This is a genomic window from Pseudomonas sp. Ag1, assembly GCF_000278565.1.
In the GTDB taxonomy this organism is placed as follows: Bacteria; Pseudomonadota; Gammaproteobacteria; order Pseudomonadales; family Pseudomonadaceae; genus Aquipseudomonas.
The window spans coordinates 148,881-169,125 of record NZ_AKVH01000113.1 but is presented as its reverse complement, the minus strand read 5'-3'; the positions used below and the strand labels follow the sequence as shown (position 1 = coordinate 169,125).

General features: G+C 60.7%; 17 protein-coding genes. 10 read left to right on the top strand and 7 right to left on the bottom strand.

Annotation, left to right across the window (positions count from 1 at the left end; all coding sequences use genetic code 11):
- The first annotated feature begins 297 nt into the window (after positions 1-297).
- From A462_RS01040 to A462_RS01065, 6 genes are all read left to right on the top strand, one after another.
- Entirely contained in the window at positions 298-2,331 is a 2,034-nt protein-coding gene (locus A462_RS01040; protein WP_173406109.1) for an ABC transporter permease subunit, read from the top strand.
- A 15-nt stretch (positions 2,332-2,346) separates the two neighbouring features.
- Positions 2,347-4,017 (top strand): phosphate ABC transporter permease PstA, encoded by a 1,671-nt coding sequence (pstA, locus tag A462_RS01045; RefSeq protein ID WP_008439475.1) that lies wholly within the window; start codon positions 2,347-2,349, stop codon positions 4,015-4,017.
- 139 nt (positions 4,018-4,156) lie between these two features.
- Positions 4,157-4,990 carry a phosphate ABC transporter ATP-binding protein PstB gene (pstB, locus tag A462_RS01050; RefSeq protein ID WP_003213395.1) on the top strand — a complete coding sequence of 278 codons (834 nt, stop codon included), beginning with the start codon at positions 4,157-4,159 and terminating at the stop codon, positions 4,988-4,990.
- A 72-nt stretch (positions 4,991-5,062) separates the two neighbouring features.
- The gene (phoU, locus tag A462_RS01055; protein ID WP_003213392.1) at positions 5,063-5,824 is read left to right on the top strand and encodes a phosphate signaling complex protein PhoU; all 762 of its coding nucleotides are present in this window, start codon (positions 5,063-5,065) and stop codon (positions 5,822-5,824) included.
- A gap of 124 nt (positions 5,825-5,948) precedes the next feature.
- Positions 5,949-6,848, top strand: a complete 900-nt coding sequence (locus tag A462_RS01060; protein ID WP_003213389.1) for a response regulator — start codon at positions 5,949-5,951, stop codon at positions 6,846-6,848.
- A 208-nt stretch (positions 6,849-7,056) separates the two neighbouring features.
- Positions 7,057-7,707, top strand: a complete 651-nt coding sequence (locus A462_RS01065; protein WP_008439474.1) for a M23 family metallopeptidase — start codon at positions 7,057-7,059, stop codon at positions 7,705-7,707.
- Positions 7,708-7,824: 117 nt separating this feature from the next.
- On the opposite strand, the gene A462_RS01070 is transcribed toward A462_RS01065, so the two are convergent.
- The 3 genes from A462_RS01070 to phoB all read right to left on the bottom strand — a co-directional run bounded on the left by A462_RS01070 (position 7,825) and on the right by phoB (position 11,345).
- Positions 7,825-9,165, bottom strand: coding sequence for a hemolysin family protein (locus A462_RS01070; RefSeq protein WP_003213385.1), 1,341 nt, complete (start codon positions 9,163-9,165; stop codon positions 7,825-7,827).
- 124 nt (positions 9,166-9,289) lie between these two features.
- Positions 9,290-10,612, bottom strand: a complete 1,323-nt coding sequence (gene phoR, locus A462_RS01075; protein ID WP_008439473.1) for a phosphate regulon sensor histidine kinase PhoR — start codon at positions 10,610-10,612, stop codon at positions 9,290-9,292.
- A 43-nt stretch (positions 10,613-10,655) separates the two neighbouring features.
- A complete protein-coding gene (gene phoB / locus A462_RS01080; RefSeq protein WP_003195617.1) occupies positions 10,656-11,345 on the bottom strand; it encodes a phosphate regulon transcriptional regulator PhoB in 690 nt (229 codons plus the stop codon).
- A 152-nt stretch (positions 11,346-11,497) separates the two neighbouring features.
- On the opposite strand from phoB, the gene A462_RS01085 reads away from it, so the two are divergent.
- Positions 11,498-11,878 carry a COG4315 family predicted lipoprotein gene (locus tag A462_RS01085; RefSeq protein ID WP_003213380.1) on the top strand — a complete coding sequence of 127 codons (381 nt, stop codon included), beginning with the start codon at positions 11,498-11,500 and terminating at the stop codon, positions 11,876-11,878.
- A gap of 33 nt (positions 11,879-11,911) precedes the next feature.
- Here the strand turns inward: A462_RS01085 and ubiA are convergent, their stop codons facing one another.
- Together ubiA and A462_RS01095 are read right to left on the bottom strand one after the other, a co-directional pair.
- Entirely contained in the window at positions 11,912-12,802 is an 891-nt protein-coding gene (gene ubiA / locus A462_RS01090) for a 4-hydroxybenzoate octaprenyltransferase (RefSeq protein ID WP_003213378.1), read from the bottom strand.
- Positions 12,802-13,365: a chorismate--pyruvate lyase family protein gene (locus tag A462_RS01095; protein WP_008439472.1), complete on the bottom strand. Its 564-nt coding sequence runs from the start codon at positions 13,363-13,365 to the stop codon at positions 12,802-12,804. The genes ubiA and A462_RS01095 overlap by 1 nt, the downstream gene beginning before the upstream one ends.
- 195 nt (positions 13,366-13,560) lie before the next feature.
- Between A462_RS01095 and A462_RS01100 the strand changes: the two genes are divergently transcribed.
- The 3 genes from A462_RS01100 (at position 13,561) to A462_RS01110 (ending at position 15,392) form a co-directional block, all read left to right on the top strand.
- Positions 13,561-13,728, top strand: coding sequence for a rubredoxin (locus A462_RS01100; protein WP_003213373.1), 168 nt, complete (start codon positions 13,561-13,563; stop codon positions 13,726-13,728).
- 48 nt (positions 13,729-13,776) lie between these two features.
- Positions 13,777-14,925, top strand: a complete 1,149-nt coding sequence (locus A462_RS01105) for an NAD(P)/FAD-dependent oxidoreductase (RefSeq protein ID WP_008439471.1) — start codon at positions 13,777-13,779, stop codon at positions 14,923-14,925.
- Positions 14,926-15,116: 191 nt separating this feature from the next.
- A complete protein-coding gene (locus tag A462_RS01110) occupies positions 15,117-15,392 on the top strand; it encodes an HU family DNA-binding protein (RefSeq protein ID WP_003213368.1) in 276 nt (91 codons plus the stop codon).
- Positions 15,393-15,509: 117 nt separating this feature from the next.
- Here the strand turns inward: A462_RS01110 and A462_RS01115 are convergent, their stop codons facing one another.
- Both A462_RS01115 and A462_RS01120 read right to left on the bottom strand, forming a co-directional pair.
- The gene (locus A462_RS01115) at positions 15,510-15,917 is read right to left on the bottom strand and encodes a hypothetical protein (protein ID WP_008439470.1); all 408 of its coding nucleotides are present in this window, start codon (positions 15,915-15,917) and stop codon (positions 15,510-15,512) included.
- Between the two features lie 15 nt (positions 15,918-15,932).
- Positions 15,933-20,240 carry an RHS repeat-associated core domain-containing protein gene (locus A462_RS01120; RefSeq protein ID WP_083853271.1) on the bottom strand — a complete coding sequence of 1,436 codons (4,308 nt, stop codon included), beginning with the start codon at positions 20,238-20,240 and terminating at the stop codon, positions 15,933-15,935.
- Between the last annotated feature and the right edge of the window lie 5 nt (positions 20,241-20,245).

The window sequence follows — 20,245 nt, the reverse complement described above, 5'->3', positions numbered from 1 at the left end:
CTGCATTGTCATCTTTCTGTCATACAGGATCGCTAGGGTGTGCGCATGAATGATCTGGCCAATTCCACCATGACGACGACTTCTCCCCCCAAGCGCATTGATTTCAATACGCCTGAGCTGCAACGCAAGCGCCGCATTCGCGCGCTCAAGGATCGCCTGACCCGTTGGTACGTGCTGGTGGGCGGCCTTGCCGTCCTGGGCGCGATCACCTTGATCTTCTTCTTCCTCGCCTACGTGGTCGCGCCGCTGTTCCACGGCGCCAACCTGACCAAGGAAGAGGCCCTCGCGCCTGCCTGGCTGCAGGACGCCGGCAAGCCGCTGATGATCTCCATGGAAGAACAGAACCAGGTCGCCATGCGGGTTTCCGACAAGGGCCAGGCGCTGTTCTTCAACGTTGACACGGGTGCCGAACTCAAGCGCGTTGACCTGCCGTTGCCGGCGGGCGTGACAGTCGCCTCCATTGGTGAAGACCAGCCCGGCAGCCCGCTGGTGATCCTGGGCCTGTCCAACGGCCAGTCCCTGGTGTTCCGCCACACCTATAAAGTGTCGTACCCGGACGGCAAGAAGACCATCTCGCCCGCCGTCGAATACCCTTACGGCGAAACACCAATCGTCCTCGACGAACAGGGCCGCTCCCTTGAGCATGTCGCCTTGAACGCGACCGACTCGACGCTGGTGGTGGCCGGTTCCAGTGGTGCCCATCTGAACGTGCTGTCCATCAGCCGTGAAGAAAACATGATGACCGAGGAAGTCACCACCGAGCAGAAACGCATCGAGCTGCCGCAAATGACCGAGCCGGTCAAAGCCATCTTCGTTGATCCGCGCCAGCAGTGGCTGTACGTGATCAACGGTCGCGCCCAGGCCGACGTTTTCAGCCTGCGGGACAAGAGCCTCAACGGTCGCTACAAGTTATTGGAAGACGGCGTGGCGCAAGTCACGGCCAGCACCCAGCTGGTGGGCGGCATCTCGCTGATCATCGGTAACTCCAGCGGTGGCCTGGCGCAGTGGTTCATGGCCCGCGACCCGGACGGCGAACAACGCCTGAAGCAGATCCGTACCTTCCAGATGGGCACCGCGCCTATCGTTGAAATCACTGCTGAAGAACGTCGCAAAGGCTTCACCGCCCTCGACGCTTCCGGCAAGTTCGGTGTGTTCCACAGCACTGCCCACCGTACGTTGCTGGTGGACCAGGTGGTCGACGGCAACGGTATCTTCGGCATGTCGCCACGGGCCAACCGGGTGATCGTCGAGGCCGGCGGCAAGCTGCAACCGCTGCTGCTGGACAACCCGCACCCGGAAGTTTCCTGGAGCGCGCTGTGGAGCAAGGTCTGGTACGAAAACTACGACGAACCTAAATACGTCTGGCAATCGACCGCCGCCAACACCGACTTCGAACCCAAGATGAGCCTGGCGCCCCTGACCTTCGGTACCCTGAAGGCCGCGTTCTACGCCATGCTGCTGGCCGCGCCACTGGCCGTTGCCGCTGCGATCTACACCGCTTACTTCATGGCCCCGAGCCTGCGCCGCAAGGTCAAGCCGGTGATCGAATTGATGGAAGCGATGCCGACGGTGATCCTCGGCTTCTTCGCCGGCCTGTTCCTGGCGCCGTATGTCGAAGGGCATTTGCCGGGGATTTTCAGCCTGCTGATGCTGCTGCCGATCGGCATCCTGGTGGCCGGCTTCGTCTTCAGCCGCCTGCCTGAGTCGATCCGCCTGCGGGTCCCGGATGGCTGGGAAAGCGCGATCCTGATCCCGGTCATCCTGTTTGTGGGCTGGCTCTCGTTGTACATGAGCCCGTACCTGGAAACCTGGTTCTTCGGCGGCGACATGCGCATGTGGATCTCCCACGACCTGGGCATCACCTACGACCAGCGCAACGCCCTGGTAGTCGGCCTGGCCATGGGTTTCGCGGTGATCCCGAACATCTACTCCATCGCCGAAGACGCCGTGTTCAGCGTGCCGCGCGGCCTGACCCTGGGCTCCCTGGCCCTGGGCGCCACGCCATGGCAGACCATGACCCGCGTCGTGATCCTGACCGCCAGCCCAGGCATCTTCTCGGCGCTGATGATCGGCATGGGCCGCGCGGTCGGTGAAACCATGATCGTGCTGATGGCCACCGGCAACACGCCGGTGATGGAGATGAACCTGTTTGAAGGCCTGCGCACCCTGGCAGCCAACGTCGCGGTGGAAATGCCCGAATCGGAAGTCGGCGGCAGCCACTACCGCGTGCTGTTCCTCTCGGCGCTGGTGCTGCTGCTGTTCACCTTCATCATGAACACCCTCGCCGAGCTGATTCGTCAGCGTCTGCGCAAGAAATACTCGTCGCTTTAAGAAAGGTAGAAGTCTGTGAAACAGAACTCCCTGAATGGATGGTTCAAGAGCGGCGCCCCGGGCGTCTGGATCAGCGGTGGCGCGGTGTCCATCGCGGTCATCATGACCATTGGTTTGCTGGCCGTGATTGCCGTGCGTGGCCTGGGCCACTTCTGGCCGGCCGACCTGATCCAGGCCAACTACAACGTGCCGGGCCAGGAAAATCACATCGTCGTCGGCGAAGTGGTGCAGAAAGAAGAAGTGCCCCGCGAGCGCCTGAAAAGCGCTGGCTTGCCGGTGCCGGACCAAGGCCCGGAGTTCATGACCCGCGAGCTGATCAAGGTCGGCAACCGTGACTTGAACGGCAATGACTTCACCTGGATCGTCGGCGAGTGGCTGACCAACCAGACCAAGCCGGTCGAGTTGATGGCCATCGAGCGTCGTGAGTGGGGCAACTTCTACGGCACCCTGGTCAACGTCAAGCAGGACGGCAAGGTGATCGCCGAAGGCGAGGCGGCCTGGCCGGAACTGCAAGCCCGCGTAGACCGCGTCAACAAGCTCGCGGCCCAGCTCAAGACCCTCGAGAAGTCCGACATCGGCGCCATCAACGCCGGCCTCGAACGCATCCGCCTGCACGGTCGCAAACTGGAGCTGGAAGGCAAGCTGGACGCCACCGCCCAGGCCGACATGGACAGCGGCCGCGCCGAACTGAACAACCGCTACAAGGATATCGAAGCCCGCTTGGCCGACCTGCACACCCAGTTCAACCGCGACAGCCTGACCGCCCGCGATGCCAACGGCAAAGAAATCGAAATCGGCATTGGCAAGGTGGTGCACGCTTACCAGCCGAACGCCATGGGCTACATGACCAAGGTTGGTTTCTACTTCAGCAAGGTCTGGGAATTCCTCAGCGACGATCCACGGGAAGCCAACACCGAAGGCGGGATTTTCCCGGCGATCTTCGGCACCGTGATGATGACCCTGATCATGGCGATGATCGTGACCCCGTTCGGCGTGCTGGCGGCGGTGTACCTGCGTGAATACGCCAAGCAGAACACCCTGACGCGGATCATCCGCATCGCGGTGAACAACCTGGCCGGTGTACCCGCCATCGTTTACGGCGTGTTCGGCCTTGGCTTCTTTGTGTACGTACTGGGCGGCTCGGTTGACCGGCTGTTCTTCGCCGAGGCCTTGCCGGCACCGACCTTCGGTACGCCTGGCCTGCTCTGGGCATCCCTGACCCTGGCGCTGCTGGCAGTGCCGGTGGTGATCGTGGCCACTGAAGAAGGCCTGGCGCGGATTCCTCGCACCGTACGTGAAGGTTCTTTGGCACTGGGCGCGACCAAGGCGGAAACGCTGTGGAAGATCGTGCTGCCGATGGCCAGCCCGGCGATGATGACCGGCATGATCCTCGCCGTGGCCCGCGCCGCGGGTGAAGTGGCGCCGCTGATGCTGGTGGGTGTGGTGAAACTGGCGCCGTCACTGCCGGTGGACGGCAACTACCCGTACCTGCATCTGGACCAGAAGATCATGCACCTGGGCTTCCATATCTATGACGTCGGCTTCCAGAGCCCCAACGTCGAAGCCGCGCGGCCGCTGGTGTACGCCACCGCCTTGCTGCTGGTGCTGGTGATCGCCACGCTCAACTTGTCGGCGGTGTGGATTCGTAACCACCTGCGCGAAAAATACAAAGCGCTGGACAGTTAATTGAAGTGAACGCGGACTAAATGTGGGAGCGGGCTTGCTCGCGAATGCGGTGTATCAGTCATACATGGGTCAACTGACCTGACGCCTTCGCGAGCAAGCCCGCTCCCACAAAACGAATTGGTAGCACAGGGAGCATCCCATGCAACATGAAACCCATTCCCACGGCATCAACATGTCAGCCCTGGGTCGCGACAAGCAGAGCCTGAGCCTGGCCCAGGAAACCGTGGCCATCGAAGTACCGGGCCTGAGCCTGTACTACGGCGACAAGCAGGCGCTGTACGACGTCAGCATGAACATTCCGAAGCAGCGCGTGACCGCCTTCATCGGCCCGTCCGGTTGCGGCAAGTCGACCCTGCTGCGCACCTTCAACCGGATGAACGATCTGGTGGACGGCTGCCGCGTCGAGGGCGCGATCAACCTGTACGGCACCAACATCTACCGCAAGGGCGAAGACGTGGCCGAGCTGCGGCGCCGGGTGGGCATGGTGTTCCAGAAGCCCAACCCGTTTCCCAAGACCATCTACGAAAACGTGGTCTACGGCCTGCGCATCCAGGGCATCAACAAAAAGCGCGTCCTCGACGAAGCCGTTGAGTGGGCACTGAAAGGCGCGGCGCTGTGGGACGAGGTCAAGGACCGCCTGCACGAGTCGGCCCTCGGTTTGTCCGGCGGCCAGCAGCAACGCCTGGTGATCGCCCGCACCATCGCCGTGGAGCCGGAAGTGCTGCTGCTCGATGAACCGTGCTCGGCACTCGACCCCATCTCCACGTTGAAAGTCGAAGAGCTGATCTACGAACTCAAATCCAAGTTCACCATCGTCATCGTGACCCACAACATGCAACAGGCGGCGCGGGTTTCCGACTACACCGCGTTCATGTACATGGGCAAGCTGGTGGAATTTGGCGACACCGATACCCTGTTCACCAACCCGGCGAAGAAGCAGACCGAAGACTACATCACCGGTCGCTACGGCTAGCAGGTGGCTGGTTGCTCACTGAACTGATGCTGCGGTCGACCGCACCTTACTGGACGTTCCAAGGACGCCTACATGATTAGCAAAGAAGGCCTTACCCATCACATCTCCGCGCAGTTCAACGCCGAGCTTGAGGAGGTGCGCAGCCACCTCCTGGCCATGGGCGGGCTGGTGGAGAAGCAAGTCAACGACGCCGTCACCGCGCTGATCGAGGCCGACTCGGGCCTGGCCCAGCAAGTGCGCGAGATCGATGACCAGATCAACCAGATGGAACGCAACATCGACGAAGAATGCCTGCGCATCCTGGCCCGTCGTCAGCCGGCGGCGTCCGACCTGCGTTTGATCATCAGCATCTCCAAGTCGGTGATCGACCTGGAGCGCATCGGTGACGAAGCCACCAAGATCGCCCGCCGCGCCATCCAGTTGTGTGAGGAAGGCGAAGCGCCGCGTGGTTATGTCGAAGTGCGCCACATCGGTGACCAGGTGCGCAACATGGTTCGCGACGCCCTCGACGCGTTTGCCCGTTTCGACGCCGAGCTGGCGTTGTCGGTGGCCCAATACGACAAGACCATCGACCGCGAATACAAGACGGCGCTGCGCGAACTGGCGACCTACATGATGGAAGACCCGCGCTCTATCTCGCGGGTATTGAGCATCATCTGGGTACTGCGTTCGCTGGAACGCATCGGCGACCACGCACGCAACATCTCGGAACTGGTGATTTACCTGGTGCGGGGTACTGACGTGCGGCACATGGGCCTCAAGCGGATGAAAGCAGAAGTTGAAGGTACGACCGATCAAATCCCTAATGTTCCGGGCGTTCCTGACGATAAGTAAGATTGCCCGAGAAATAAACGCCCGGCCTTTGGTCGGGCGTTTTCGTTTGTGGTGTTGGAATTTTTGGCAAAACGCCATCAGCGAAGCGTTATGCTTGCCGGGGTTTTTATAGGATGAAGGGTCGATGAGCAAAGTCAGTGTATTGGTGGTGGATGACGCCTCGTTTATTCGCGACCTGGTGAAGAAGTGCCTGCGTAACTACTTCCCGGGGATCAAGATCGAAGATGCGGTGAACGGCAAAAAGGCCCAGGCCATCCTGATGCGCGAAACCTTCGACATGGTGCTGTGCGACTGGGAAATGCCGGAAATGTCCGGCCTGGAACTGTTGACCTGGTGCCGTGAACAGCCTCATCTCAAAGCCATGCCTTTCGTCATGGTGACCAGCCGTGGCGACAAGGAAAACGTGGTGCAGGCGATCCAGGCCGGGGTTTCCGGCTACGTCAGCAAGCCATTCACCAACGAGCAGTTGCTGAACAAGGTCAAGCAGGCACTGAACAAGATTGGCCGCCTCGACGCGCTGATCGCCAGCGCACCGACCAAGATGAACTCGGCGTTCGGTAACGATTCCCTCAGCGCCCTCACTGGTGGCAAGCCTGACGCAGTCAAGCCGGCCCCGGTGGCCGCGCCCAGCAAAGGCCTGCTCAACAGCCCGCCGGTGCAGGTGGCTGCGGCAGCGTCGCCTGCCAGCGGTCGTGGCCAGGGCCAGCTGCGCTTGTCCAGTGGCACCCAGCAGTGTGTGATCAAGGCCCTGAGTATCAAGGAGGCGCTGCTGGTGGTGCGTCGTGGTGAAATCCTGCCTCAGGTACTGGAAAGCGCCGTGCTCGACCTGGAGCAGGGTGAGAACGCTGAAGTGGCGCGTCTGAATGGCTACCTGCATGCCGTGGTGGCCTACGAGCCCAAGCCCGACAGTGACTGGCTGCAACTGACCTTCCGGTTTATCGACCAGGATGCGCAGAAGCTTGACTACATTTCGCGGCTGATCGCCCGCGGGACCGCACAGAAGCATTTTGTGCCGGGTGCGTGACAGCGTTAACGCTTTACCTGTGGCGAGGGAGCTTGCTCCCGTTGGCTGCAGAACTGCAGTGACTTTATCAGGGGCGCTTCGCGCCCCAACGGGAGCAAGCTCCCTCGCCACGCAAGCTCCTTCGCCACAGGGGCAGTGGAAGGTTCACATAGCACTGTCATGATCCCTTGTTAGCCTGCCATTCAGTCGTCCCTGGCAGGCCAACCCGATGCTCGTGCGCTCACTGCTGTTGTGTGGACTGTTCGCCGTTGTCATGCCGGCGATGTCCATGACCCTCTACAAATCCATCGACGCCGACGGCGCTGTGGTCTTCAGCGACCGGTACACGCCCGGGGCGCAGGCGTTTGTGTATCAGGAGCGGGTGATTCCCAAGCCTGTATATCCGTCGCAACCCGCTTCCTATCGTTATCCCTTGCCCTGGCGTGGCGGGCCGTTCCGTCTCACCCAAGGCCCCAACGGTACCTTCAGCCACTCTGAGCTCAAAAGCCGTTATGCGATGGACATTGCCATGCCTGAAGGCACGCCAATCATCGCGGCACGTGGCGGTGTCGTACTGAAAACCGAGAATGAGCAGAGCGGGCGCGGCAGCGATCCATCGGGCAATTTCGTGCGGGTGCAGCACGATGACGGCACGCAAGGCGTGTACCTGCACCTCAAGCAAGGGTCGGTCAGCGTCAGGGAAGGGCAGCGAGTGGCGGTGGGCAGTCCGCTGGCGTTGTCGGGCAATACCGGTAACAGCAGCGGGCCGCATCTGCATTTTGTGGTGCAGCGCACGACGGCGTCGGGGCTGGTGTCGATTCCCTATGAATTCAACCAGCCGGTGCAGGCGTTGCCCAACTTTGCGCTGGGCACGCGGTAAGGCTTTTGTAGGAGCGAGCTTGCTCGCGAAAAACCTGAGGGCGCTGCCGGGTGTCAGGGTCCCAGCGTTATTGTTAACGTCCTTCGCGAGCAAGCTCGCTCCTACAGGGGGTGTGCCCTAGTCGAGCAATAGCACCTTGGCCAACACGATCTTCGGCCCTTTCATCTTCTTGATGATGATGCGCAGGCCTTCGACTTCCAGCACTTCTTCCTCTTCCGGCACCCGTTTCAGGGTGTCGTAGATCAGCCCGGCCAGGGTTTCGGCCTCGATGTGGTCCAGGTCGACGCCCAGCAGGCGCTCCACCTTGAACAGCGGCGTGTCGCCACGCACCAGCAATTTGCCCGGCTGGTAAGCGAGGATGCCGCGCTCGGCCTTGCGGTGTTCGTCCTGGATGTCGCCTACCAGTACTTCCAGCACGTCTTCCATGGTCAGGTAGCCGATGACCTTGCCGTCGGCCTCTTCCACCAGGGCGAAGTGCGCGCCGCCTTTACGGAACTGCTCGAGCAGTTGCGACAGCGGCATATGGCGCGATACGCGTTCCAGCGGGCGGGTCAGCTCGGCCAGGTTGAACGACTCGGGAATGTGGTCCAGGGCCGCCAGTTCCAGCAGCAGGTCCTTGATGTGCAGCAGGCCGACGAACTCGTTGCGCACGGCGTCGTACACCGGGTAGCGGCTGAACTTGTGGCGACGGAACAGCGCCAGGATTTCCTTGAGCGGTGCGTTGAAGTCCAGGGTCACCAGGTCTTCCCGGGAGTTGGCCCAGTCCACCACTTCCAGCTCGCCCATTTCCACGGCGGAGGCCAACACGCGCATGCCTTGGTCGCTCGGGTCCTGGCCACGGCTGGAGTGCAGGATCAGTTTCAGTTCTTCACGGCTGTAATGGTGCTCGTGGTGCGGGCCAGGCTCGCCTTGGCCGGCGATGCGCAGGATGGCGTTGGCACTGGCGTTGAGCAGGTAGATCGCCGGGTACATGGCCCAGTAGAACAGGTACAGCGGCACGGCGGTCCACAGCGACAGCAACTCGGGCTTGCGAATGGCCCAGGACTTGGGCGCCAGTTCACCGACCACGATGTGCAGGTAAGAGATCACGAAGAAGGCGGCAAAGAACGACACGCCCTTGATCACTTCCGGCGACTGCACACCAATCGCGCCCAGCAACGGCTCGAGGATGTGCGCGAAGGCCGGCTCACCGACCCAGCCCAGGCCCAGGGAGGCGAGAGTGATACCCAACTGGCAGGCCGACAGATAGGCGTCGAGCTGGCTGTGTACGGTGCGCAGGATCTGCCCGCGCCAGCCGTTCTTGTGGGCGATGGCCTCGACCCGGGTCGAGCGCAGTTTGACCATGGCAAATTCCGCCGCAACGAAAAAGCCGTTGAGCAGTACCAGGATCAGTGCAAAAAGAATCATGCCGAAGTCGGCGAAGAGTGTCGCGAGGGTGATGCCAGGGGAAGGGTCCATGATGGGGTTTTGCGGGTTCCGTCTAATCGAAAAGGGTGAGCAGGTGGGCCTGAAAGGCAGGCGCAAGTCCGCCAATGTAGCGGCTGACGGGGCGCTTGCCTAGTGGCGGCTGCCGGGCGGAGGGTCACTCGTCCTGATGAAGGACCCGGGAACGTGTCACCTGGGCCGGCGGGAAATGGCAGGTAAAGGTACTGCCGTGGCCGAGCACGCTACTGATTTCCAGCCGCGCGCGATGGCGCAGCAGCACATGTTTGACGATGGCCAGGCCGAGCCCGGTGCCGCCGGTGTTGGAGTTGCGGCTGGAGTCGACGCGGTAGAAACGCTCGGTGAGGCGCGGCAAATGCTTGGCGTCGATGCCCATCCCGGAGTCCTGCACGCTGAGGTGTGCGCCCTGGTCGTCGGCCCACCAGCGGATGCGGATGTTGCCTTTGTCCTGGGTGTATTTGACGGCGTTGAACACCAGGTTGGAAAACGCGCTGCGCAACTCGCCCTCACTGCCCTTGAGCAGGATCGATGGGTCGGCTTCAAGGGTGATCTGCTGTTCACGCTGCCCGGACAATGCCTGGGCGTCGCTCTTGATCGTCTGCAACAGGCTTTGCACCGGCACCGGATGGTTGTCCGAGGGGTAATCGGTGGCTTCCAGCTTGGCCAGCAACAGCAGGTCGTTAAGCAGGGTTTGCATGCGCGAGCCTTGCTGCTGCATCTGTTGCAGGGCACGGGTCCAGCGCGGGTTCACGTCTTCGACGTTATCGAGCAGCGTCTCCAGATAACCGCAGATCACTGTCAGCGGTGTGCGCAGTTCGTGGGAGACGTTGGCGACGAAGTCCTTGCGCATCTGTTCCAGCTGATGGATGCGTGTGACATCGCGCACCAGCATCAAGTGTTCGTTATTGCCGTAGCGCGTCAGGTACAGCTGGATACGCACGCGGTCGTTGGTCGGTGACGGGATTTCCAGGGCTTCTTCGTAGTTGTCCTGCTCGAAATACTCCTTGAAACGCGGGTGGCGCACCAGGTTGGTCACCGGCTGGCCGCTGTCCTGGGGCGTCTTGAGGCCCAGCAAGGTCTCTGCGGCGCGGTTCCACCATTCCAGGTTGCCGTCGCTGTCGAGCATGATCACCGCGTCTTTCAGTGCGGCGGTGGACTCCTGTACCCGGTCGATCACCGCTTGCAGGCGCCCGCGTACACGCTGGTCGCGGCGTTGCAAGTGGTAGATGCTGTCGAACACCTCGCCCCACAGGCCGTAGCCGTCGGGTGGTGCTTCGTCGGGTTTGTGCTGGCGCAGCCATTCGTGCAGGCGCAGCAGTTGCTTGAGGGTCCATCCCAGGTAAAGGCCAAGGCCGACGGCCAGGCTCCAGCCGTAATAGCCGCTGACCAGGCCCACCAGCAGGCAGCCGGTGATCAACAGGAGCATGTGGCGGATCAGGGTGCCATGCCAGTTTTGGTTCACTTAAACACGCGTCCTTTCAGCTGTCTGGGCAGTTCGGGCTGGCTCAGCCTTTGGTGGAAAACCGGTAGCCGGTGCCGCGCACGGTTTGTACCAGATTCTCGTAAGCGTCGCCCAAGGCTTTGCGCAAGCGGCGGATATGCACGTCGACGGTGCGCTCTTCCACATACACATTGCCGCCCCAGACCTGGTCCAGCAGTTGGCCGCGGGTGTAGGCGCGCTCCTGGTGGGTCATGAAGAATTGCAGCAGGCGGTATTCGGTAGGGCCCATCTCGGCGGGTTTGCCGTCGATGGTCACGCGGTGGCTGATCGGGTCAAGGATCAGGCCGTCGACTTCGATAGGCGCTTCACCATCGGTGGGGCCGGCACGGCGCAGAACGGCTTTCAGACGGGCGACCAGTTCCCGTGGGGAAAAGGGCTTGGTGATGTAGTCATCGGCGCCGACTTCCAGGCCCTGGATCTTATTGTCCTCTTCGCCCTTGGCGGTGAGCATGATGATCGGGATATCCCCGGTCAGCTCGTCACGCTTGAGGCGGCGGGCCAGTTCGATGCCGGAGGTGCCGGGCAGCATCCAGTCCAGCAGGATCAGGTCCGGCTTGCGGTCGACGATAATGGCATGGGCCTGCTGGGAGTTCTCCGCCTCCAGGCAGTCATAGCCGGCCATTTCCAACGCAACGGCGATCATCTCGCGAATGGGCGCTTCGTCGTCAACGATCAGAATGCTCCTGCCAACCATGCTAAATCCTCTTGTCATTTAACTGTCTTGCGCCGCATTAGATAACGGAATTATTGCAGTCGTGTGACAGTAATTTAGTCGCCTGGGCAATCCTTGCCTCTCTGGGCTACGCTTTGGGTCCGAATCCTGACAACCACAAAAGGAAGGTTCCCATGACTCACAGTACTTTTTCCTGGAAAGCCCTGCTGGTAACGGCCGCGTTAACGCTGCCGACACTGGCGTTTGCGGCAGACCCGGCGATGACCAAGGACGGGATGCTGGTGGACCACAACGGCATGACCCTCTACACCTTTGCCAAGGACGCTGATGGCAAATCCATGTGCAACGACAAGTGCGCCACCAACTGGCCGCCGTTGATGGCAGAATCCACCGACAAGCCCATGGGCAAGTGGACCGTGATCACCCGTGACGACCAGAAAAGCCAGTGGGCCTACAGCGGCAAGCCGCTCTACACCTTCATCATGGACAAGAAGGCCGGTGACATGACCGGCGAAGGCAAAATGGACGGGGCGTGGAAGGTCGCCAAGCCTTGATGTGAGCCGGATAAGGGTGAGGGGCTTGGCCTCTCACCGAAATCCGTAGTCCGCGACAATCCCGACAAAAATCGCCAACCCGGCCCAGTGGTTGTGCAAAAACGCCTTGAAGCATTTGAGCCGGTCCTTGTCCCGGGTGTACCAGAACTCCCAGGCAAAACACCCGGCCGCCGCCAGCAAGCCCAGGTGGAACCAGCCGCCCAACTCAAAACGCATCCCCGCCAGCCACAGGCACACCAGTGCCAGGCCCTGCAGGGTCAGGATGATCACCCGGTCGGCATCGCCGAACAGAATCGCGGTGGATTTGACCCCGATTTTCAGGTCATCGTCGCGATCGGTCATCGCGTAGTACGTGTCGTAACCCACCGTCCACAACAGGTTGGCGATGTACAACAGCCATGCCGCGGCGGGCAGGCTGCCCGTCTCGGCGGTGAACGCCATCGGCATGCCCCACGAGAACGCCGCGCCCAATACCACCTGCGGGTAATAGGTGTAGCGCTTCATGAACGGGTAGCTGGCCGCCAGCGCGAGGCCGCCCAGGGACAGCCAGATCGTCATGGAGTTGGTCAGCAACACCAGCAGGAAACTGATGACCATCAGCACCGCGAAGAACACCAGGGCCTCTTTCGAGCTGATCCTGCCGCTGACCAGCGGGCGCTGCTCGGTGCGTTTCACATGGCCGTCGACCTTGCGATCGGCCCAGTCATTGATGACGCAACCGCCGGCCCGGGTGAGTACCACGCCGAGCACGAAGATCAGGATATTGAGCAGCGATGGCGAACCCTTGCCGGCTATCCACAGCGCCCACAGCGTGGGCCATAGCAGCAGGTAAATGCCGATGGGCTTGTCCATGCGGGTCAACTGGATGAAGTCCCAGGCCCTTGGGTTCAGGTGATTCAGGGATTTGAGCAGGCGCTGGTACATCAGAAACGCTCCGGATGGTCGTGCACGGCTTGCCACAGGGTGGGCAGGAAGATCTCGGCCACCAGCACGCTCAGCGGCCCGCGGTCGAAGCGCGAGCGGCGTGCCCACAGGTGATCGGCCTGGTCCGCCGGGGGCAGCCATTCCCGTGGGTAGCGGCGTACCTCGATGGCCTGGCGCGTGAAGGCGTGGTCACAAAACAGCAATTCCCCGAGAGACCGGCTGCCCAACTCATCCATGTGCAAGCCGTCGCCCTGCAAGGCGCTGCGGGCCGCCACGCTGCGGGCAAACACCCACGGCTGGCCATGGCCACGCAAATACACCTCGCGCACCCAGCCGATGCTGGCGGCGGGCAAGTCCAGGGTGGCGCATTCGTCGTCTCGCAGTGGCTGCCAGCCTTCGAACAACGGCGTCACGCTGAAGCCATCGTCGGACAGGCGCGTCAGGCGCCGGGTCAGCGAACCTTCATCGAACAGCCAGTTGAGTGTCAGCGGCGCGGGCAGTGGGCTCAGAAGGCTCTGGGTCAGCCATCGGCAAGCATCGGGAAGGGCGTTTGAATGCGGCACGGAGGGTCATTATTGGCAGTTAATGAGGCGGCGAGCTTACCATGGTGCCCTGGACTTTTGCCGGAGTGCGCCAGGCCCATGCGTCGATCATGCTTGCATCTGCGCCTGCTGATCAGTACAAAACGCCCTGAGCCGCACGGCAAGGTTGCATCTATCGACCGTCGGCCAACGCGCCTGGACCTGAGGAAACAAGTAATGAAGAAGTGGCAATGTGTCGTCTGTGGCCTGATCTACGACGAGAAAGACGGATGGCCGGATGACGGCATCGCGCCGGGCACCCTGTGGCAGGACGTCCCCGAAGACTGGCTGTGCCCGGACTGCGGCGTGGGCAAAATGGATTTCGAAATGATCGAAATCGGCTGATTGCTGATTTAAATCGCAATTCAAGAAACGTACTACAAGGAGAAAGGAATGAACGCACCTGTCGTGATCGTCGGCACGGGTTTGGCCGGTTACAACCTGGCTCGGGAGTTTCGCAAGCTCGATAGCGAAACCCCGCTGTTGCTGATCACCGCAGATGACGGGCGCTCCTACTCCAAGCCCATGCTCTCCACCGGTTTTGGCAAGAACAAGGAAGCCGATGGCCTGAGCATGGCTGAACCGGGCGCCATGGCCGAGCAACTGAAGGCCGAAGTGCGTACCCACACCCGCATCAGCGGCATCGACCCGGGCCACAAGCGCTTGTGGATCGGTGAGGAAGCGGTGGCCTATCGCGACCTGATCCTGGCCTGGGGCGCAGAAACCGTGCGGGTGCCGATACAGGGCGACGCCGCCGAGCTGATTTTCCCGATCAACGACCTCGAAGACTACGCACGCTTTCGTGCCGCTGCGGCCGGAAAACGCCGGGTGCTGTTGCTGGGGGCCGGGCTGATCGGCTGCGAGTTCGCCAACGACCTGATCCTCGGCGGCTACGAGATCGACCTGGTGGCGCCGTGCGAGCAAGTCATGCCGACCCTGCTGCACCCGGCCGCCGCCGCAGCGGTGCAGGCCGGTCTGGAAGGCCTGGGGGCGCGTTTCCACCTGGGCCCGGTGCTCAATCGCCTGCAGCGCACCGCTGACGGCCTGGAAGCCCACTTGTCTGATGGCGAAGTGATCCAGTGTGACCTGGTGGTGTCTGCTATCGGCCTGCGCCCGCGTGTCGACCTGGCCGCCGCCGCCGGGTTGCAGATCAACCGCGGGATCATGGTCGACCGCCACCTCAAGACCTCCCACGCCAACATCTACGCCCTGGGCGACTGCGCCGAGGTCGATGGCCTGAACCTGCTGTACGTGATGCCCCTGATGAGCTGCGCCCGCGCCCTGGCCCAGACCCTGGCGGGTAACGCGACGGCCGTCAGCTACGGTCCGATGCCCGTCACGGTAAAAACCCCGATCTGCCCGCTGGTCGTCTCGCCACCGCCACGGGGCACCGAAGGTGTGTGGAGCGTCGAAGGGCAGGGCAGCGACATCAAGGCCCTGTGCCGCGACGCCAGCGGGCGCCTGCTGGGCTACGCCCTGACCGGCACGGCCGTGATGGAAAAACTGGCCCTCAACAAAGAACTTCCGCCGCTGCTGGCGTAAATGCTGGTCGTTCTGTCGGAATAAGCATCATTTTGACCGTAGAAAGGTCGCCGTGAGACTGGCGCAGGCCCCGATGGCATGCCATCCTCACTCCCGTCTGCCGCAGAGTAGAGCCTGCGGCGCCTTGGGCGCTGCTCCGATAGAGAGCAGCACGGACATAACAACAAAAAACCGTCAAAGAGGCTTCACTTATGCGTAAACCAGAACTCGCAGCCGCTATTGCAGAAAAAGCAGACCTGACCAAAGAACAGGCCAACCGCGTACTCAACGCCGTACTCGAAGAAATCACCGGCGCGCTGCATCGCAAGGACAGCGTCACCCTGGTGGGCTTCGGCACCTTCCTGCAGCGCCACCGCGGCGCCCGCACCGGCAAAAACCCGCAAACCGGCGAGCCGGTGAAAATCAAGGCGAGCAACACCGTTGCGTTCAAGCCAGGCAAGTCGCTTAAAGACAGCGTCAATCCGTAAGTCATGTAGAACGCGCTACGCACATGCGAGTGTGAGCGCGGGATGAAAAATGGGCACGCCGACTGGGTCGGGTGCCCATTTTTTGTGGGTGGGCAATCCTTGCTCAATCGTTGAGCTTCAAGCTGTCCACTCGTTCTCAATACACCATTGCTGTACATCCGCAATTAGTTGCGCCGATACCGGTTGCAGATTGGGGAGTTTTTCCTCGTATTTCTTAATACTTTCAACAAAAAATGTAATGAATGCCGCACCTATTAATTTGCGCTGAGCAGCTATGTCTTTTTTCAGTGGAACAAAATCTTCCTCGTCCATGGCGATATCCAGACCGAACATTTTGTCTTTTGCGTAATAACGGCAAAATGTTTTTCGTTCCAGGTTCTTCGGCAGGCATCGCATGCAGACCGCCAGTTCCCAGTCGAGGGTGGGATACTTTTTTTCAAGAATCTCACTCAGGCCATTTAGCTCGTCGGTGATTTCAAAGACCTTTGTCCAACTCGGTGAGTCCGATGTCGTATCGACTCGCATAAAGTATTCCTTATGTCAGTGCCTGCATTTGTTGCCCGGGGGTAGTTTTCCTCGGCGTTTAAAATATTTTCCGATTTTTAATCTTTCCCATACCTGCATATTGCCCTTCGTCGGTGCTGCCATAACCCTTTTGTAGGCAAGATTTTTGGATTTCAGCCACTTTTGGGTATATCGCCGATTCGGATTGACGGTTTCACCGACTTTCCAAACTTCACCTTTTTTCAAATAGACTTGGCCTATTGGCTTTTTATGGCCCCATGCCATCTCGTCATAAAAGCCGTCCTTTTTCGCAATCAGGTAATAAAGCTCGGGGGCCAGTCCCCATGGATCAATCCAGGATATTGGATTGGGGGCGTACTGATAAAAATTGATCCCGCCGTCAAACTCAATCGGATCCGGTGTCGTAAACCGTCCCACGTCCGGATCATAAAACCTGAAAGTATTGAAATGCAGCCCCGTCTCCCGGTCCAGATACTGCCCCTGAAAGCGCAGGTTCTGTTCTTCGATGTAGTACGGCTCGCGCACTTCCTCAACCGTATTGCCCCACACACGATATGTCGCGCGCCAGACATTATGCCCGTCAGCTTCAGTCAGTTGCTCCGGCAGTCCGTTGAGGTCGTTGTGGTAGTAGCGGATTTTCTGCAGCGGCCCGGTGCCGTCAACGCGAGCCAAGGGTTCGCTGCCTTCATCTTCATAGATGTAAAGACTGGTCTGGCTGTGTTTATGCTCCTGCAATAACCGCAGCCCATCCCAGGTAAACCGGGTTTCCCCCAGGGGATAGCCGTCGTTGCCATGTTCGGTTTTCTCAATGCGTCGGCCCAACGGGTCGTAGATCATCCTGACTACGCTGCCGTTTTCATTGCGCACTTCAATCAGCCGGCTTTCTGCATCGTAGGCGAAGCGTTGCAAGCCACGCGCTGCGCTGCGTTTTTCGATCATCCGACCGAACGCGTCATAGCGATAACGCTTGTCCTGATAGGTCAGCAGTTTGTTATGCACGACCAGCCCAGCGCCTGACTGCGGGCCATCCAGCAGGTTGGCGGCGGCATCGTAGGCAAACGTTTCGCGCTGGCCGTGCAGGCTGTCCTGGCTGGCGATGATGCGGCCAGTGGCATCGTAGTGCAGCAGTTGGCGATGTTGTATGGCAGATTGCTGGTCGAACTTGCCGACCAAGTTGTCGGCAGGGTCATACTCGAACTGCTTTTGCGCTGTCGCTGGCATCAACGATGGCAGGCCTGTAAGGCGGTGTTGGCGTGAGCGTAGACGGCCGCTGCGGTCATACTCACTGCGGGTGCTGAGTCGGCCTTGGGTGCGCAGTACTTCGCGGTGCAGGCGGTCGCGTTCAAAGTCGCTGATGACCTGGCCGTCGAGATTGACCTGATGCAAGTGACCGCTGCCGTAGTACAGGCGATTGAGCCAGCGTCCGTCGGGTATCTGGGTCTGGATAAGATTACCGAGTTCGTCGTAGTGGTGCTGCAGGGTGCCCATAGAACTCTGTTCGGCAAGCATTTGGCCGAGGGCGTCGTAAGCGAAACCAAGGGCTTGGGTATTGCCCAGCAGGTCGGTGAAGGTGACGGCGGTGAGCTGGTCCAGCGGGTCGTAGGCGTAGTCGGTGCGCCCATCGTCGGTGGTTTTGGCGATCAGCCGACCTACTGCGTCACGTTCCATTTGATGGACAATGGGCGCTGGCGGCGTCTCGGGAACCAGGCCTAGCCCGTTGCCGTAGGGGGCCGGAGTGGCGGTCACCGTGGTGATATGGTCCAGTGGATTGTAGGTGTAGCTTTTGGCACTGCCATCGAGGTCTTGCTGCTCAGTCAGCCGATCCCCGGCGTCCCAGGCAAAGAGATAACGTTCGCCGTTCTCGTTGGTCAGTGCTTGCAGGCGCCCATAGCTGTCATAGCCGAACTTCACCTGCCGGCCATGAGCGTCGGTGCGCAGGCTTATCTGGCCACGTCGATTGTGCTGGTAGAGCGTGGTATGTCCGGCAGGGTCGGTGTACCCCACGAGTTGGCCGCTGACATCGCGTTGAAACAGCTCGATGCGACCGTCCGGCAGTTGGTTGCTGAGTAAGCGCCCCTGGAGGTCGTAGCTGAATTGAGTGCGCTCGCCAAGCGCGTCGGTGATCACCTGCAGATAGCCGCGCTCGTCGTAGCTGAAACGCGTGGGATAACCCGAGCAATCAATGTGTTCGACCAATTGCCCGAACGGATTCCAACGCAGTTTTTTGCTTTTACCGGAGGCGTCGATGATTTCCACGACCTGGCCGTGGGCGTCATAGCGATAGCGGGTGATGTGGCCCAGCGGGTCGGTTTCGGCAACGCAATTGCCGCGAGGATCATAGCGATACTGCCAACTGTTGCCGGCGGCGTCGGTCTCCACCAGGGGTAACGCCCAGTGTTCAAGCCACAACGTTGAATCGCTGCGGCCCAACGGGTCCGTTTCGCCGATCAGGTTGCCGGCGTCATCATGCTTGTATTCATAGCGTCCACCTTGCGGGTCGGTGGCGCTGAGAAGTTGGCGTTCGTCATTCCACTCGAACAGCCAGGTTTGCCCCAGCTTATCGCTGTATTGAATGATCTGGTGCTGAGTATTCCAATGTCGGGTGCTGACGCGCTGTAAGCCGTCGATGATACGGGTGAGGCCCGCCTTCAAGTCATAGTCGAACTGGTAGCAGTCACCTTCATCGGTCCAGTGTCGGACGACTCGCCACTCTGAGTTTTCAATCAGTGCCCATTCATAGAAGCACCGCAACCCGGTGGGTAACTGATGCTCCACCATTCGGTGCCCGGCATCGTACGTGAAGCGCCGCTGCACCTGGCCAGAGGCATCGCGCACCTCTGCCAGATTGGCCCTGGCGTCATAGCCGTAGCTGACGAGCACTTCGCGACGTTGATCTGGGAATAGGCGTTCGACGCGAGTGACGTGCTCATGTTCGCGTATCAACTCGACCTGCACCAAGTCGAAGGTATCGCGCAGGCGTACCAGGCGTCCGGCCTGGTCGTAGTCGAGATGAATGCGGTTGTCGTTGCGGTCGCCAAGTTGAATCAGGCGCAGCAGCGACGGGTTGGCTGTGGGCTCAAACAAACGATATAGGCCGTCGTCACTTTCAATCAGCAACTGCCCGTTGAGGTGCCGACGCACAGAGAGCCCTTCGCCGGGGCTGAACACCGCCCCCCCCAACGGGATCGAGCCCATGTCGATAGGGCGCCCCTGCTCGTCGGTGTAGACCAGCGCTTCACCGCCTTCTGGATGAGGTTGGATTTCGACGCATACTTCATAAGCCACACTCCAGCCTGTACCGAACAGTGTGCCTGGGCGTTCGTCGCGGCTGTTGTAGAAGCGTTGCCAGTCAATCGGCAGGATGGCGGGCAGTACAAAATCCAGTTCATCGGTGCCGCCCAGCACCTTCGCTCCCGTTGCAGCATGCACCGGATTCGACGAGCCCATGGCAGCGTTGGTCATCGCGTCCATCGCGCTGCTGACGGCCATCGAAGTAGCCCCGCCAATCAGCATGCACGGCAACTTGCTGAAGAACTTGCCCTTGCCGCCCTTGAGCATCAGTAACGCGGTGACCGCCAACCCCACGCCCGGCGTCTTGCCACTGCGTATTTCCCGCACCACCACTGACCCGCCGCCAATGGTCACGTTCGATGAAATCAACCCGGACGACACCACTGTTGCATCGCAGGTACTACGATCACCACTGCGCACCGCAGGCTGGCCATTGATCGTGACCTTATCCGAACCCTCGGCCAGGAACTGCGGAGGCATCGGTGGATGCTTCATGCAGGTGACCAAGTCCAGAGGCTTGGGCACGGCTCCTGGTGTGGGAGTAGCCACCGTGGGGCGCCACATTTGGGAGAAGAAGCTCTCGGCCATATCCAGATAACTGGCTTCTGGTTCGGGTGCGGGTTCTTCCAGTTCGGTTCCGGCTGGCGCGACATGCGAGCTGATCGCCCCCGCGGCACGTGCGGCGGGAAGGTTGTTGGTCAGGGTATCGGTGGCACCGGTGAGAATATTCGCCTGTACCGTGGGCGGAAACAGGGCGTTGCTGAAGCTGTCGCATAAATTGGTGAGGCCTTTGTCCGCCCCGCTCTTGCTCATGAGAAGGCCGACAACTGTGCCCACCACTGCGCCGAGCAGGACGCATCCGAGTCCGCCGGTAGCGACGGTGATACCGGTAGCAGCCACCACGGCAGCAGTCGCTACTGCAGTGATCGCGATATTGGCCGCCACCTCCAACACACCGCCGAGGATGTCGGCCATCATTGAGGTGTGGGAGAGCGCGTCGCCCATGCGAGCGGCCCATAGAGCATCAGACATGCATG

Bases quoted from the DNA above. Each gene is read 5' to 3' on its own strand.
- pstB (WP_003213395.1), top strand. From the start codon at position 4,157: ATGCAACATGAAACCCATTCCCACGGCATCAACATGTCAGCCCTGGGT.
- phoU (WP_003213392.1), top strand. From the start codon at position 5,063: ATGATTAGCAAAGAAGGCCTTACCCATCACATCTCCGCGCAGTTCAAC.
- A462_RS01060 (WP_003213389.1), top strand. From the start codon at position 5,949: ATGAGCAAAGTCAGTGTATTGGTGGTGGATGACGCCTCGTTTATTCGC.
- A462_RS01065 (WP_008439474.1), top strand. From the start codon at position 7,057: ATGCTCGTGCGCTCACTGCTGTTGTGTGGACTGTTCGCCGTTGTCATG.
- A462_RS01070 (WP_003213385.1), bottom strand. From the start codon at position 9,165: ATGGACCCTTCCCCTGGCATCACCCTCGCGACACTCTTCGCCGACTTC.
- phoB (WP_003195617.1), bottom strand. From the start codon at position 11,345: ATGGTTGGCAGGAGCATTCTGATCGTTGACGACGAAGCGCCCATTCGC.
- A462_RS01085 (WP_003213380.1), top strand. From the start codon at position 11,498: ATGACTCACAGTACTTTTTCCTGGAAAGCCCTGCTGGTAACGGCCGCG.
- ubiA (WP_003213378.1), bottom strand. From the start codon at position 12,802: ATGTACCAGCGCCTGCTCAAATCCCTGAATCACCTGAACCCAAGGGCC.
- A462_RS01100 (WP_003213373.1), top strand. From the start codon at position 13,561: ATGAAGAAGTGGCAATGTGTCGTCTGTGGCCTGATCTACGACGAGAAA.
- A462_RS01105 (WP_008439471.1), top strand. From the start codon at position 13,777: ATGAACGCACCTGTCGTGATCGTCGGCACGGGTTTGGCCGGTTACAAC.
- A462_RS01110 (WP_003213368.1), top strand. From the start codon at position 15,117: ATGCGTAAACCAGAACTCGCAGCCGCTATTGCAGAAAAAGCAGACCTG.
- A462_RS01115 (WP_008439470.1), bottom strand. From the start codon at position 15,917: ATGCGAGTCGATACGACATCGGACTCACCGAGTTGGACAAAGGTCTTT.
- A462_RS01120 (WP_083853271.1), bottom strand. From the start codon at position 20,240: ATGTCTGATGCTCTATGGGCCGCTCGCATGGGCGACGCGCTCTCCCAC.